This window comes from Arthrobacter sp. lap29, from assembly GCF_032458965.1.
Taxonomy (GTDB): Bacteria; Actinomycetota; Actinomycetes; order Actinomycetales; family Micrococcaceae; genus Specibacter; species Specibacter psychrochitiniphilus.
Window position 1 is genome coordinate 1 of the sequence record NZ_JAUCEK010000008.1, and the last position, 15,462, is coordinate 15,462.

Here is a 15,462-nt window from a genome sequence, read left to right on the forward strand (position 1 = left end):
GGCCCAAATGACCGCACGGGAGTCGGGGAAGGGGTACCAAAGACGATCGGGTGGCTTCTGCAAGAACAGAAGCCACCTGATTACGCATGCGCTCAAAGAGTCATGTTCGCAAGGGCGCACACACAGCCATCAGTACGCTGGATTCGCCTGCTCACCCCAGATTCCTCTGCTTGCGCTGGCATTCGCCGGCTTGCGGTTGAACCGTCCTTGACTGGCGGAGTGAGTCTTACATACTTGAAGGCTAGTTCCTCACTTTGCGTGCTGCACCCGAGAGGCTATGGGCGTCCAAGGCGAACAGGTCCGTGGCGCCCGCTGTTGCGGCACCCAGCAGGCTGCCACTCTGGGGCAGGATTTGCTGGGCGTAGAAACGGGCCAATACCAACTGGTTGTCCGCCAGGCTGGCATCATCCGTCTTTGCCGCAGCAACGGCTGCCCGTGCCAGCATCCAGGCACTGGTGCACAGCCCCCACATTCGCAAGTAGGGTGTCGAGCCGGCCAGCACGGAATTGGGGTCGCCCTGCCCGGTCTTGAGCATCCAATGGGTTGCTCTCTCCAACTCACTGAACTGACGCTCTAATTCCTCCCGGATGCCGTCAAAGTCAGCGCCTGCGTTGGCCAGGTCCGTTTCCACTTCGCGCATGGTGGCAATGAACTCCAGAATGGAGGCGCCTCCTCGGACCCCCAGTTTGCGGCCAACGAGATCGGCCGCCTGAATGCCGTTGGTACCTTCGTAAATAGCGGCAATGCGGACGTCGCGTACGTGCTGGGCGGCCCCTGTCTCTTCAATGAAGCCCATTCCCCCTTGGATCTGTAGTGCCAGCGAGGTGAGCTCGTTCCCCATGTCAGTGCCGAACGACTTGCAGATTGGGGTCAGTATTCCTACGATCTCATCGGCCCGCGCGCGGACTGCCGGATCGGGATCGTGGGTGCTGATATCCACATAGCTTGCGTCCAGCAGCATCAAGTAGCGCAGGGCTGCGATGCTGGCGCGCTGGGTCATGAGCATGCGCCGCACGTCAGGGAATTCGATAATGGCTGAAGTAGCGCCCGTGGCTCCAATGGCCAGACCCTGCTGGCGCTGCTGCGCGTACTCGAGCGATTGCTGGTAGGCGCGCTCTGCCACTGCAAGGCCCTGCGCACCAACACCCAGACGGGCAGCGTTCATCATGACAAACATGATGCGCATTCCCTTGTTCTCTTCGCCGATCAAGTATCCCGTTGCATTCTCGTAGGACAGCACACACGTGGGGGAAGCATGGATGCCCATCTTGTGTTCCAGGGAGACAGTTTCCACGTTGTTGCGTTCGCCGAGCGACTCATCGTCGTTGACCAAGTATTTGGGCACTATAAAACATGAAATGCCGCGGGTTCCCTCAGGCGCCCCGGGCGTGCGGGCGAGCACCAGATGCACGATCTGCTCGGCCATGTCGTGGTCACCGTAGGTGATGAAGATTTTCTGGCCCGTGATGGCGTAGCTGCCGTCCTCATTCTTCACGGCCTTGGTGGTCAGGGCGCCAACATCCGAGCCGGCCTGCGGTTCGGTGAGGTTCATGGTGCCTGTCCACTCGCCACTGACCATCTTGGGCAAATAACGGTTCTTCATTTTGTCATCGCCATAGTGCAGCAGGGCGTCGATGGCACCTTGCGTCAGCAACGGGCATAAGGAGAATGCCAAGTTGGCGCTGTTAAACATCTCTTGGATGGCAAGGCCGACGGCGCGAGGGAAACCGCCACCGCCGTATTCCTCGGGCAGCGGCACGGATCCCCATCCGGCGTCGACATATTGCTGGTACGCATCCTTGAAACCATCGGGGGTGAGAACAGTGCCGTCGGGTTTGAGGTGGGAACCCTGAATGTCCCCCTGTCGGTTCAGTGGCGCAACGATCTCCGCCATGAACTCACCGCACTGTTCCAGGAGTTCGACAACGGTGTCGAGGTCAGCGTGTTCGTAGCCTGGCAACGTGGCGATGTCCGGGTAACCCACAACATGTTCGAGTGCGAAGGCAATGTCTGCAATTGGAGGCTGGTATTCACTCATAATCGTCAGCGTACCGCGACGCGGGCCGTTTGTGGTGAATATTTGTTACTTGCCAGTAATGTGGCGTGGCTCATATTTCTAAAGGTGATGGAAGGTTCCTTCATCGCCTCGCAAAACACTTCCACGTGCGGGGAGGTTCCCGTGGTGGGAACAGGATCATGCGGTGAGCTAAGAAGGAACCCGCAGTGGGGGGCGGTTGGACAAAGTGACATGCGGCTCATTGTCCGTTTCGGTGCAGGTCTTTGGCCTGTTGAGAGGTAATGTTCTTGATAGCCAACGCGCTCTTCTCAGAGTTAGCGGCGGTTAGGCCCATATGAGTATCTCGCCGATGCTTGTATGGGCCGTCTTTATTTGCCCAGAAGTCATAGCCCGCTCAGAAACCTTCGATCGCTTGGTCCAGGCCCGGGTTGGTGCCACAGTAATGTGGGAAACGCCGGGGTAATAGGATCAGGCGTGCGTCCAGATCATTCCCCCGAGGCAAGTAAGTGGGGAGGAAACGGAGAATCGTGGTGATTGCCCCAGTTCTTGTTCTGCGTCCTGGACGCGTGGCCGAAGACCTTGAAGAGTTGACAAATGTCTGGCGGGATTCCGTTGAGGCCACCCACTATTTTCTTTCGCTTGAGGCGATCGACAGGCTTGAGCCCCTGGTTAGGGACAAGCACATCCCAAGCCTGAGAATCCATGTAGCGGAGCGAAATGGCTGCATTCTAGGTTTTATTGGCATGGACAGTGATCATGTGGCGATGCTCTATGTGGCTGATGAAGCCAGGTCCAAAGGTGTGGGCAGCAGACTTTTGGAGTGGGCCAAGGATCAGACGCCTCGGCTGACCCTAGATGTCAACGAACAGAACCCGCGTGCCGCTGTTTTCTATGTTAAACGTGGATTTAGGCCCGTAGGTCGATCAGAAAACGATGCCCAGGGGCAACCTCACCCGCTTCTTCAACTGTTCTGGGAAAGGGACCCGGTGGAGGCGGCGCTGCATGGAATGGAATTTTAGGCCATCCGTCCACATCCAAGACCCAAGATTGCCGCAGTCCAGGTGGTAATAATGGCTCGTGGGGATCACACAGTAGGCTGCCAGTGCCAATCCGTCAGCAACAGGCCCACTCATGACCGGTGGTGCTGTAGGTGGTCTCAAGTCCAAGGAATCCTATGCTCAGTACTAGCGCTCTCTCCGGGGCGGCCAGAGCAAAAGTTCCTGGCGCAAGAACCGCGCCCGGTGCAGTAGCTGCCCGGGGCAGAGTCCCGCCGTCTGTCAGCAGTCCCAGTTACACCGCGAAGGTGCCTCTCACTAGGAAACGCCCAGAGCACTAGGGCACGCCCAAAGCAAGCAAAGCCAGAGTGCGCGGGTGACCCAGTTGCCCTACGGCGCGGGCGTCCCGACATTTCCCTCTGGTGGTTTGCTGGTTTTTACGGGGGTGGTTCCGGGGAGTTCAGGTGTGGGGGCAGGCTTCGTGTGGCCAGCACGTGCGGCAGTCTTTGCCTCCTGCCGGGATGCCCGCTCCCGTTCCTGCTGGTCTTTGCGAACGATCTTTTCCGCTGCCTTGACCTCACGTAGCTTCTTGCTGCGGCGCAGCCACATCCTGCCTAGGACAATGAGCGCCACGGCACAGACCACGCCAACCACCATGAATACTTGGCTCCAAGTACCAAACCAGTTGGCGCTGTTGGCCCAGATGGACCGGGCGTCGGCAGCGGATTGCGTGCTGCCGTACAGTACCCCAAGAGTCAGCAGGTTGGGGATGAGCAGCACCAGTCCCAGCGCCACCAAACTCAGCCGCACCCACTTGTTGAACGCCCTCCGGTGCGCCTGCCAGGCAATCAGAACAGGGACAAAGGTGAAAACGAAGCCGTAAAACATGCCCAACGGAATGCTGTTACCCAGTTGGCCGCCAATCTGGCCCCTGATGGAGTTGGCCCACATCAACGGAACCGTCACCGAGGCAATCAAATAGACAATGACAAGAACGGCTATGGCGATAGCACCGATGATGGTGCGCACAAGCCAGACGGGCATTTTGCCCCTGCGGCCGTTGTCTAGGCTGCTAGGGGAACCGCCGGCGGTGGGAGGCGTCACAGAATCAGTCATAGATGAATCATGTCAGAGTCGGCGCTATGGTTCGGGCGCAGAAGTGACTAATTTGCTAGAATGCACCTTCGACTTGTAAAGAACGGCTCCACCCTAAAGACTGGACGTGGTCAAGGAGCGAAAACGGCCTTGGAGCATGTTTTAATTTAAACTTCACTTTCTTCGCGCGGCAGCGATGAACCTCGAAAGGTGCCCATCATGAGCAATATTCCCGCAGATCTGTCCTACACAGCAGAGCACGAATGGGTTTCAGCCCCCACAGCTGACGGCGTGGTGCGGGTTGGCATCACCGATTTCGCCCAGGACGCCTTGGGAGATGTTGTCTACGTGCAAATGCCCGAGAACGGCGCGGATGTTACGGCCGATACCGTGGTGGGCGAAGTCGAATCGACGAAGAGCGTCAGTGACATTTACGCACCATTGACGGGGCAGGTTTCGGCCCGCAACGAGGATTTGGATGCGGATCCATCCCTTATTAACTCCGATCCTTACGGAGCGGGCTGGCTGGTGGAAATCACCCTCAGCGATGTGTCCAGCTACGGCTCATTGCTCAGCGCGGCGCAGTACCAGGAAAAGGTAGGCTAGTAGCTGGAAGCTATGTTCCAGACGCCCGTCCGCGCCGCGGTACCGGGTGGTGCGTGTCAGAGCATTCACAGCAACGGCTCGTAAGTTGGTAATATTGTGGGTTCGAGTGAACCCTCAAAGACTTTTTACAAGGAGGAGTACCAATGGTTGACAGAGGTAACGACGCCGGGGTGAACGATCAGGCGGGCCTCAAGGATCAGCCCGGTGCACCAGATACCACTTCGATTCAGCTTCCTCCGGTCCAGGGCGGTCCAACGTCGGTACCGATTTTGGCGCCTGATGAACAAAATGCCGTGAACTCGCTGCCCGCGGGTTCGGCTCTGCTCATTGCGCACATGGGGCCGAATGCAGGGGCTCGTTTCCTGCTTGACAGTCAAGTGACCACCGCCGGGCGGCATCCAGACGCTGACATTTTCCTTGACGATGTCACCGTCTCACGCCGCCACGTGAACTTCATCAAGTTCGACGGCGGCTTTGAAGTTGTCGATTCCGGCAGCCTCAACGGCACGTACGTCAATGGTGACAGGGTGGATGCAGTCCGGCTACGGACCGGCAACGAGGTGCAGATTGGCAAATTCCGCCTGACCTACTACTTCAGTGCCAATCCGGGAGCCGGTGACAGTACCAGTTCATCGGATTCCTAAGGGCACCGTGGGAAGCGTGAATTCCGCAGCAGGGCGCCGGCTGGTGGATGTGCATTCCAGCAGCCGGCGGACCGGCGCCGCAACCGTCTTGAATATCGGTGAGGTGCTTGCTTTGCTGTGCGCTGATTTCCCTTCTGTGACGGCGTCCAAGATCCGTTTTTATGAAGAAAAGGGGCTCATCACCCCGCAGCGCACCCCGGCGGGCTACCGCCAATTCCGGGAGCCCGACGTCGAACGTCTGCGGTTTGTCCTGGCGCTGCAACGCGATCACTACCTGCCGTTGAAGGTCATCCGGGAGTATTTGGATGCGATAGATCAAGGCTTGACACCGCTGAACCTCCCGCCAGGAGTATCTGTGGCACCACGGATGGTCTCTGACGAACTTGCCCGAGAACTCAAGAGTAAGTCCCGCCGTTTGACGGCCGAGCAACTGCGGATTGAATCCGGGGCCGGCGCAGAACTGCTGGCAACCATGGTCAGCTATGGACTTGTGGAAAATAAGGACGGCACCTTTGACGAGCACGCCGTAAAGATTGCCCAGGCCTGCACCGCACTGGCCGCGCACGGGCTTGAACCGCGGCACCTGCGCCCGTTCCAAGCAGCGGCAGAGCGTGAGTTCGGTTTGGTGGAACGCGTAGTGGCTCCGCTGTCCTCACGCAAGGATGGCACATCCGCGGTGCGCGCCGCCGAAGCCGCCCGCGAGATTGCCGAACTCTGCTTGACCTTGCACAGCTCCCTGGTCCAGGTGCGGATTGCGGAGATGGAAAGCTCATGATTGAAGTGGAAATTGTTGGCGTGCGGATCGAGATGCCCTCCAACCAGCCCCTGGTGCTGTTGCGCGAGCGCAGTGGCCCGCGGCACATCCCGATCTGGATTGGAGCCGCAGAGGCCACAGCCATCGCCTTGGCCGAACAAGGGGTCATCCCGCCCCGCCCACTCACCCACGATCTCTTGTGTGAGGTGGTCCATGCGCTGGGCCGTAAAATAGTGCGGGTAAATTTGACCAAGGTTGAGGAGGGTGTTTTCCATGGCGAACTGGTCATGGATGACAGCACCACTGTCAGCTCAAGGGCCTCTGATGCCATTGCCATCGCCCAGCGTGCCCATTGCTCCATCTGGGCTGCGGAAAGCCTGGTGGATGAGGCTGGGGTTGAGATTGGTCCTCACGAGGAAGCCTCCGGCGGCGCCGAAGCTGCTGGGGATAGTGCCGATGACGATGCCAAGGAACGTGAGGTTCGTCAATTTAGGGAATTCCTCAACGACGTTGAACCTGAAGATTTTGAGAAGTAAACCCCGGTTTTCCGAGCTTTCCCACAGTCACCTAAGGTTCAGGCTGAGGTCGAAACTTTCGACACGCTAAAAATGAAGTGCCGAGATCTTTGACCTTGGACTCGCACCGATCTAACGTCAAGGTATTGAGTTCCCCATTGCAAGCCACGGCTGCTGCGGGCAGACTTGAGAGACGGGCTATCTCTGACTCTCCTTGTATGCCTTGCTTCCATGTGCAACGCAACCATCCATTCAGGGGAGCTTCGAATAGGAGGATCCACGTGAGTGCCACCAGTGACGTCGGCGGAACTAATGCCGCTGCTGTCCCCAGCACGGCTTTGAGTGCAGGGTCACAGGGGTTGCTCTTTACCGAGGATCTTCCAGTTCTGGACCAGAACGCAGGCTACCGCGGACCCACCGCATGTAAAGCGGCTGGCATCACCTACCGTCAGCTCGATTATTGGGCCCGTACCGGGCTTGTTGAACCGGCGGTGCGCGGCGCGGCGGGTTCAGGTTCCCAACGCCTCTACGGCTTCCGAGACATCCTGGTCCTGAAGGTCGTCAAGAGGCTCTTGGATACGGGAGTGTCCCTGCAACAGATCCGCTCTGCCGTGGAACACCTGCGCGAACGCGGTGTTGAAGATCTGGCCCAAATCACGTTGATGAGTGACGGCGCATCCGTCTACGAATGCACCTCCGCAGACGAGGTCATCGATCTGGTCCAAGGCGGCCAAGGCGTCTTCGGCATTGCTGTTGGCCGGGTCTGGCGTGAAGTTGAGGGTAGCTTGGCAGCCCTCCCCAGCGAACACGCAGCAGTGCAGACGTTTCCTGGCGATGAGCTGAGCAAGCGTCGGGAAGCACGCAAGATCTCCTAATCTCCACCTTGGCGCGTGAATTCGCGTCTACAGCTTCCACCCTTGAGAAATGCCATGGTTTGACGTAAATGCCACAGCTTGACCCTCCGTGTCAGGCCTGAACGGCTACACCCCAGACTCCGTGCACGAAGGGTACTGGACCACAGTCCAGACCCTCCGGCAAGAAGTCCTTGATAACCACCACACCCAAAACCCGGAACGCTACACCCGCCGGCCAACCATCAAAACCCCGCCCAGCGAAGTCTGGATCAACCGCCCAAACCATCAACTGTCACAAGCAGCTTGAAAAATTCCGTTGAGCTGTGGCATTTACGTCAAACCATGGCATTTTTGTTGGCTGGGCCGAAAGCGGCGCTGACAGGTGCGGAATCCTAGCCGCGGTAGAGGCGGCTACGGGTGGCGCTCTGGTTCAGCACAGAGTCAAGCAACCGGTCAAAGAGAGCTGAGGCGTTCTTGGCGGAGTCTCCTGGCCATTGGTGCACCGGATGTGCGGCACCTTGAATCTGCTGCCAATTGGCCTGTTCGGGGATGGTGGGGGAGAGCAGTAGATCGCTAAACATGGTCCGCATCTCTGCCAGACGGTACGCGTGCTCATTGGAGCCAGTCCGAACACGGTTGGCCACAATCCCGGCTGGCACCAGCGCCGGAGCGAATTCAGTTCGGAAAAGCTCAATGGCGCGCAAAGTACGCTGAGTGCCGGCAACCGAGAACAGGCCCGGCTCAGCCACCAAAAGAACCCGGCTGCTGGCTGTCCACGCCATGCGCGTCAAACCATTGAGCGAGGGTGGGCAGTCAATCAGGACCAACTGGTACGGAGCACTGCCATCACGGTCGGCATTGGCCAAAAGAGTGGCAAGTCTGCGCAAATCACGTTTGCCCAGATCGGGGCGATCATAAATCCCGCTAAACGCCGAGCCCATGGCAACGTCAAGCGTGGGGAGGGGCCCGTCGTCGTTCTTGTGGGCGGCCAACCAGCCGCTGGGGGCCACGTTGGCACCAAGATCGACCTTCTTGGCATTCTTGATCATCTGGCCAATGTCTAGCTGACCGCGCGGGACAACACCTAGCCCGGTGGTGGCGTCGGCATGAGGGTCAAGGTCTATGACGAGTGTCGGGATGCCGGCAGCCAACGCTGCCGAGGCCAAACCGAGCGTGACTGAGGTCTTGCCGACGCCACCCTTGAGGCTGCTGATACTCACTACTTGCACGGATGAACCATTACCCTTTGCGTTGCTTTTTTACTGATATGCCTGGTATTGGCATTGACACATACAATAGCTGTGGAACGTTCGCGACTTGGAGAACCCATTGACAAATACCTTTGATTTTCTGCCCGGGAGCCAAAACACAAACAACCTTGTGTCGGCCGTCTTTAGCGATCGTCACATCGGGGTTGCATCGCAACCCCACATTCATCATATGTTGAGCGTCCTTGGATTTGGTTCTTTGGACGAGCTTTCTATTGCGGCGCTGCCCAAATCGATCTACATGAGCCAGCCGCTCTCGCTTCAGGCCGCTGTGTCTGAGGAGGCCATGCTGGCCGAATTGCGCGTGCTGGCGGCAAAGAACACCGTGAACAAGTCCTATATTGGCCAAGGCTATTATGGCACCCACACCCCCGGAGTTATCCAGCGTAACGTCTTGGAGAGCCCCGCCTGGTACACGGCATACACGCCCTACCAGCCCGAAATTTCCCAAGGCCGCCTTGAAGCACTTCTGAACTTCCAAACAGTTGTGGCGGATCTCACCGGAATGGTCACGGCCAACGCCTCCATGCTGGATGAGGGAACAGCCGCGGCCGAAGCCGTTGCCTTGATGCGCCGCAGCAACCGCGGTGCCTCCGATGATGCTGTGCTGCTGGTGGACGCCGATGTTTTCCCGCAGACCTTGGCCGTGATCAACACCCGTGCCAAGGCCATGGGCATCCCCGTGCGGGTCCATGACTTCGAGAACGAACTCCCGGACGTTGAGTTCTTTGGCGTGCTTGTGCAGTACCCTGGCGATTCCGGAATGATCCGTGAGCTTGGACCCGTCATCGCTGCGGCCCATGAGAAGAAGGCTCTGGTGGCGGTTGCCGCAGATCTGCTGGCGCTGACGCTGCTGGAATCTCCCGGTGAGCTCGGAGCCGATCTTGCTGTGGGATCCTCGCAGCGCTTTGGCGTGCCCATGGGCTTTGGTGGCCCGCACGCCGGCTACATGGCCGTTCGCAAGGGACTGGAGCGTGCACTGCCGGGCCGTTTGGTGGGCGTCTCCAAGGACGCCGCCGGAAACCAGGCCTACCGCCTTGCACTGCAGACCCGTGAGCAGCACATTCGCCGCGAGAAGGCCACCTCCAACATTTGCACGGCACAGGTGCTGCTGGCCGTCATGGCTGGCATGTACGCCGTCTATCACGGCCCCGAAGGCCTCAAACGTATTGCCACCCGCGTCCATGCCATGGCCGTGGCTGTTGCAGAGACTGCAACGGCTGCCGGTCACACCGTGGTGCACGCCAACTACTTTGACACCCTCAAGATCCGGATAGCCTCTGTTAGCGGCCACGCAGCCGCTGAGCTGGTGGCGGCAGCCCACGCCGCTGGCTACCTCCTGCGCCAGGTGGACCACGATCACGTGCAGATTGCCGTCGATGAAACCACCACGGAAGCAGACGTTGCCGGGTTCGCCACACTGTTTGGCACTGAGTTCACTGGCGCACAGTCTCCCTCCGCTCAGGGGCCGAAAATTGCCCAGTTTGCGGAGGATGTTCTGCTTCCCACCCCGCACCGTGCCACGGGCTTCATGAGCAATGAGGTGTTCCACGCGCACAACTCAGAGACCCAGATGCTGCGCTACCTGCGTAAACTCTCGGATGCAGACTATGCGCTGGACCGCGGCATGATCCCTTTGGGCTCGTGCACCATGAAGCTCAACGCCACCGCCGAGATGGCTGCCGTGACGTGGCCGGAATTTTCCAACCTGCACCCGTTCGCACCCGCCGCGGACACCGTGGGCATTGTGGAAATGGCCACACAGCTGGAGTCCTGGCTGGCGGAAATTACCGGCTATGACGCCGTTTCGGTTCAGCCCAACGCCGGTTCGCAAGGTGAATTTGCTGGCCTCATGGCCATCCGCGCCTTCCACGTGGAAAACGGCAACCCGCACCGCGATATTGTGCTGATACCCGCTTCCGCGCACGGCACCAACGCCGCCTCAGCCGTCATGGCCGGGCTGAAGGTAGTCCCGGTTGCCACGGACGGATTCGGCAACGTTGATATTGATGATCTGAAGGCCCAGATCCACGTCCACGAAAACAACTTGGCTGCCATCATGGTCACCTACCCGTCAACCCACGGCGTGTTTGAGACGGAGATTTCCAACATCTGCGCCATGATCCACGACGCCGGAGGCCAGGTTTACGTGGACGGTGCCAACTTGAACGCTCTGGTTGGTTTGGCCCAGCCCGGGCAATTTGGTGCCGACGTTTCCCACCTGAACCTGCACAAGACGTTCTGCATTCCGCACGGCGGCGGCGGTCCAGGCGTGGGCCCCGTAGCTGTTGGTGCCCACCTGGCCAAACACCTGCCCGCCCGCGAGCTCGGCGCAGACACCACGGTGGGTCTGGTTTCCAGCGCACCGTACGGTTCGGCGTCGATCCTGCCCATCTCCTGGGCTTATATCCGCATGATGGGACCGGACGGGCTGCGCCTGGCCACCCAGACGGCCATCCTCTCTGCGAACTATATTGCCCGGCGCCTGAGCGAGCATTACCCGGTTCTGTACACGGGCGCCAATGATCTGGTGGCTCACGAGTGCATTTTGGATCTGCGCGGCATTACCGCGGATTCCGGTGTCAGCGTGGATGATGTGGCCAAGCGCCTCATCGACTACGGCTTCCACGCTCCCACCATGTCCTTCCCCGTCCCGGGCACCTTGATGGTGGAGCCCACGGAATCGGAGGACTTGGCTGAAATTGATCGCTTCATCAACGCCATGATCTCCATCCGTCGAGAAATTGCAGCTGTCCAGGACGGGCAATGGCCGGCTGCGGACAACCCGCTAGTCAACGCACCGCACACGGCACAAAGCATTGCACAGGAGTGGGAACACCCCTACAGCCGCGAAACCGCTGTTTTCCCGGCGGGTGTGGACCCTCGGGCCAAGTATTGGCCCGTAGTGCGCCGGATCGATCAGGCGTACGGGGACCGCAACTTGGTCTGCTCCTGCCCGTCCATTGAAGAACTAGCGGAAGTTTTCTAAACGAGGTGGTTCTCCCCACCAAACCAACTGTGTGCGGAGTCACAGTTGGTTTGGTGGCAGGATTTGCTACGCTGACAACGGTGATGAGCAGCACAGTTTGTGGGGCATCGCAGGTTCGGGAGTTCTAGTCCTTTGGAGCGTTAGATATTTTGCTTCATACAGACTCGGCTTTATTAAGACGGGGTGCCGGCCTGGATTCACACGGGGCCGGTTCCTCTAAGTTCGCTGTTGCGCTGCCTTCGCGGTGCAGCAGCCAAACGGTATCGTCCACACAGGAGTGAGATGTTTTCGAAAATTCTGGTTGCCAACCGCGGCGAGATCGCTATCCGTGCCTTTCGTGCCAGCTACGAGCTCGGTGCCAAGACGGTAGCGGTTTTCCCCTATGAGGACCGCACTTCCATCCACCGCCAGAAGGCTGATGAGGCTTACCTGATTGGTGAAGAAGGGCATCCGGTCCGGGCCTACCTGAACGTTGCTGAGGTGATCCGAGTAGCCAAGGAATCCGGTGCGGATGCCATCTACCCGGGCTACGGCTTCTTGTCCGAAAATCCTGAGCTGGCCAGTGCGGCCCGTGAAGCCGGAATCACTTTTGTTGGTCCGCCGGCTGAAGTGCTGGAATTGACCGGTAACAAAGTCCACGCCTTGGACGCGGCCCGCAAGGCTGGCATCCCGGTTCTGCGTTCCAGCGAGCCGAGCGCGGATCTTGAGTACCTGCTGGGAGCCGCTGCGGAGATTGGCTTCCCCATTTTCGCCAAAGCGGTGGCTGGCGGCGGTGGCCGTGGCATGCGCCGGGTGGAAAAGGCTGAAGACCTCGAAGAGGCTCTGAAGGCGGCCATGCGAGAGGCTGATGCAGCCTTTGGTGACGCCACCATGTTCTTGGAACAAGCAGTGCTGCGCCCGCGCCACATTGAGGTCCAGATCCTGGCCGATAACGAGGGCAACGTCATTCACCTCTTTGAGCGTGATTGTTCGCTGCAGCGCCGCCACCAGAAGGTTGTGGAAATTGCTCCTGCCCCGAACCTGGATGAAAACATCCGCAAAGCATTGCATGCTGACGCCGTAAAGTTCGCCAAAGCCATGGGCTACGTCAACGCTGGAACAGTTGAGTTCCTTGTTGACACGGTCGGTGAGCGGGCAGGTCAGCACGTTTTCATTGAAATGAACCCCCGTATTCAGGTCGAACACACGGTAACCGAAGAAATCACGGACGTGGACCTGGTCCAAGCCCAGTTGCGCATTGCCGCCGGTGAAACCCTCGCCGATCTGGGCCTGAGTCAGGAAAACGTCCACGTCAAGGGTGCGGCGCTCCAGTGCCGCATCACCACGGAAGACCCCTCCAACGGTTTCCGTCCCGACGTTGGCACGATCACCACGTACCGGTCCGCCGGTGGTGCAGGTGTGCGGCTCGATGGCGGCACCATCTACACAGGCGCCGAGGTCAGCCCACACTTTGACTCCATGCTGGTCAAGCTCACCTGCCGAGGCCGCGACTACAAGACGGCAGTCTCACGCGCCCGCCGTTCATTGGCCGAGTTCCGTATCCGCGGCGTCTCCACCAACATCGCCTTCCTGCAGGCAGTCCTGGATGACCCGGCATTCAATGCCGGGGATGTGGCCACCTCCTTCATTGATGAGCGCCCAGAACTGCTGAACTCTCATGTCTCCAGCGACCGTGGCACCAAGTTGCTGACCTGGCTTGCTGATGTCACGGTGAACAAGCCCAATGGTGAGCTTTTGGTGCTGGAGGATCCGGCCCGCAAGCTGCCCGCCGTGGACCTTGCTGATGCACCTGCCGGTTCACGCCAGCAACTCGCCGAGCTGGGGCCTGAGGGCTTCGCCGCCGCATTGCGCGCCCAGACCGCCGTGGCCGTCACGGACACCACCTTCCGTGACGCACACCAGTCGCTGCTGGCAACCCGGGTACGCACCAGAGACCTGCTGGCGGCTGGGCCGGCAGTCTCCGTGCTGACGCCCCAGCTGCTCTCCGTAGAGGCCTGGGGTGGCGCCACCTATGACGTCTCCCTGCGCTTCCTAGGCGAAGACCCGTGGCAGCGCCTGACCCAGTTGCGCGAGGCCCTGCCGAATGTCTGCCTGCAGATGCTGCTGCGCGGGCGCAATACGGTGGGTTACACCCCGTACCCGGCCGAGGTCACCGACGCTTTTGTCCAAGAAGCTGCCGCGAGTGGCATTGACATTTTCCGCATTTTTGATGCGCTTAATGATGTGGACCAGATGGAGCCGGCCATTAAGGCCGTGCGCGCCACCGGCACCGCCGTGGCCGAGGTGGCACTCTGCTACACCGGGGATCTGCTGGACCCGGCCGAGACCATTTACACCTTGGATTACTACCTGGAACTGGCCCAACGCATTGTTGATGCCGGCGCCCACATCCTGGCCATCAAGGACATGGCGGGCGTGCTGCGCCCGGCAGCTGCCGCGAAGCTTGTCACGGCCCTGCGCGAGCGCTTCGACCTCCCGGTACACCTGCACACCCATGACACGGCCGGTGGCCAACTTGCCACCCTGATGGCCGCCATCAATGCAGGGGTCGACGCCGTTGACGTCGCCTCTGCTGCGCTGGCCGGCACCACGAGCCAGCCCTCGGCCTCCGCTCTGGTGGCCGCCCTGGCGCACACCGAACGGGACACCGGGATCGATCTGGCTGCCATCAGCTCACTCGAGCCGTACTGGGAGGCAGTACGCCGGCTGTACTCACCGTTCGAATCGGGATTGGCTGCCCCTACAGGCCGCGTGTACCTCCATGAGATCCCCGGCGGTCAGCTCTCCAATCTGCGCCAACAAGCCATCGCGCTGGGCTTGGGGGAGCGCTTCGAGGAAATCGAAGACATGTACACCGCAGCGGATAGGATCCTGGGACACTTGGTCAAGGTCACGCCGTCGTCCAAGGTAGTGGGAGATCTGGCCCTGCACCTGGTTGGCATCAAGGCAGACCCGGCAGACTTCGAGGAGAATCCGCAGAACTACGATATCCCGGACTCGGTAGTGGGCTTCTTGGGCGGCGAGCTGGGCACCCCTCCCGGTGGCTGGCCCGAGCCGTTCCGCACCAAGGCGCTGCAGGGGCGCACCGTCGTGGAACGCATGGGCACCCTCACCGCCGATGACAGTGCCCAGCTGGCCGGAGACAGTGCCACCCGCCGTGCGGCACTGAACCGGTTGCTGTTCGCCGGGCCCACGAAGGACTTCGAGGAGATCCGCAAGAGCTACGGCGACATCTCTGTCCTGGATACCCGGGATTACCTGTACGGCCTGCGCCGCGGTGTGGAGCATGTGATGGCGCTGGGCAAGGGTGTGCGCCTGATCGCCGAGCTGGAGACCGTCTCTGAGCCCGATGAGAAGGGCATGCGTACAGTCATGGCCAAACTCAATGGTCAAAGCCGGCCCGTGGTGGTGCGCGATCGCAGCATTGAAAGCACCGTCAAAGCTGCCGAGAAGGCTGAGGAGTCCGTGGCAGGACAGGTTGCCGCACCCTTCGCTGGCGCCGTGAGCCTCAAGGTTGCTGTCGGTGACGTGGTTGAGGCGGGTGCCACCGTTGCCACCATCGAGGCTATGAAGATGGAAGCCTCCATCACGACGCCGGTGGGCGGCACCGTCTCCCGTCTGGCAGTATCTGGCATTTCCCAGGTACAAGGTGGTGACCTGCTGGTGGTCATCGTCTAACAACCGGTGCCGCCGTCTCTTAGGGCGGGCTAATTCAGCAAAAAGGG

General features: G+C 59.9%; 11 protein-coding genes. 8 read left to right on the forward strand and 3 right to left on the reverse strand.

What is annotated here, in order from left to right:
- Window positions 1–241: 241 nt before the first annotated feature.
- On the reverse strand, window positions 242–2,038 hold the full coding sequence (locus tag RY113_RS13660; RefSeq protein ID WP_315915000.1) for an acyl-CoA dehydrogenase: 1,797 nt from the start codon (window positions 2,036–2,038) through the stop codon (window positions 242–244).
- A gap of 506 nt (window positions 2,039–2,544) precedes the next feature.
- Between RY113_RS13660 and RY113_RS13665 the strand changes: the two genes are divergently transcribed.
- Window positions 2,545–3,036, forward strand: a complete 492-nt coding sequence (locus tag RY113_RS13665) for a GNAT family N-acetyltransferase (RefSeq protein WP_315915001.1) — start codon at window positions 2,545–2,547, stop codon at window positions 3,034–3,036.
- Window positions 3,037–3,402: 366 nt separating this feature from the next.
- On the opposite strand, the gene RY113_RS13670 is transcribed toward RY113_RS13665, so the two are convergent.
- Window positions 3,403–4,128 (reverse strand): hypothetical protein, encoded by a 726-nt coding sequence (locus tag RY113_RS13670; protein WP_315915002.1) that lies wholly within the window; start codon window positions 4,126–4,128, stop codon window positions 3,403–3,405.
- Between the two features lie 198 nt (window positions 4,129–4,326).
- Between RY113_RS13670 and gcvH the strand changes: the two genes are divergently transcribed.
- From gcvH to RY113_RS13695, 5 genes are all read left to right on the forward strand, one after another.
- Window positions 4,327–4,713: a glycine cleavage system protein GcvH gene (gene gcvH, locus RY113_RS13675; protein WP_110106222.1), complete on the forward strand. Its 387-nt coding sequence runs from the start codon at window positions 4,327–4,329 to the stop codon at window positions 4,711–4,713.
- 143 nt (window positions 4,714–4,856) lie between these two features.
- A complete protein-coding gene (locus tag RY113_RS13680; protein WP_110106018.1) occupies window positions 4,857–5,357 on the forward strand; it encodes an FHA domain-containing protein in 501 nt (166 codons plus the stop codon).
- Window positions 5,358–5,406: 49 nt separating this feature from the next.
- Complete coding sequence (locus RY113_RS13685) at window positions 5,407–6,132, forward strand: MerR family transcriptional regulator (RefSeq protein WP_315915153.1); 726 nt, start codon at window positions 5,407–5,409, stop codon at window positions 6,130–6,132.
- The gene (locus RY113_RS13690; RefSeq protein WP_110106020.1) at window positions 6,129–6,647 is read left to right on the forward strand and encodes a bifunctional nuclease family protein; all 519 of its coding nucleotides are present in this window, start codon (window positions 6,129–6,131) and stop codon (window positions 6,645–6,647) included. The genes RY113_RS13685 and RY113_RS13690 overlap by 4 nt, the downstream gene beginning before the upstream one ends.
- 317 nt (window positions 6,648–6,964) lie before the next feature.
- Window positions 6,965–7,501 carry a MerR family transcriptional regulator gene (locus tag RY113_RS13695; RefSeq protein WP_179442535.1) on the forward strand — a complete coding sequence of 179 codons (537 nt, stop codon included), beginning with the start codon at window positions 6,965–6,967 and terminating at the stop codon, window positions 7,499–7,501.
- Between the two features lie 371 nt (window positions 7,502–7,872).
- Here RY113_RS13695 and RY113_RS13700 read toward each other — a convergent pair whose 3' ends face one another.
- Window positions 7,873–8,709, reverse strand: a complete 837-nt coding sequence (locus RY113_RS13700) for a ParA family protein (protein WP_110106022.1) — start codon at window positions 8,707–8,709, stop codon at window positions 7,873–7,875.
- 151 nt (window positions 8,710–8,860) lie between these two features.
- On the opposite strand from RY113_RS13700, the gene gcvP reads away from it, so the two are divergent.
- Window positions 8,861–11,737 carry an aminomethyl-transferring glycine dehydrogenase gene (gcvP, locus tag RY113_RS13705; RefSeq protein WP_315915154.1) on the forward strand — a complete coding sequence of 959 codons (2,877 nt, stop codon included), beginning with the start codon at window positions 8,861–8,863 and terminating at the stop codon, window positions 11,735–11,737.
- A 282-nt stretch (window positions 11,738–12,019) separates the two neighbouring features.
- Complete coding sequence (locus RY113_RS13710) at window positions 12,020–15,415, forward strand: pyruvate carboxylase (RefSeq protein ID WP_315915005.1); 3,396 nt, start codon at window positions 12,020–12,022, stop codon at window positions 15,413–15,415.
- Window positions 15,416–15,462: the final 47 nt, after the last annotated feature.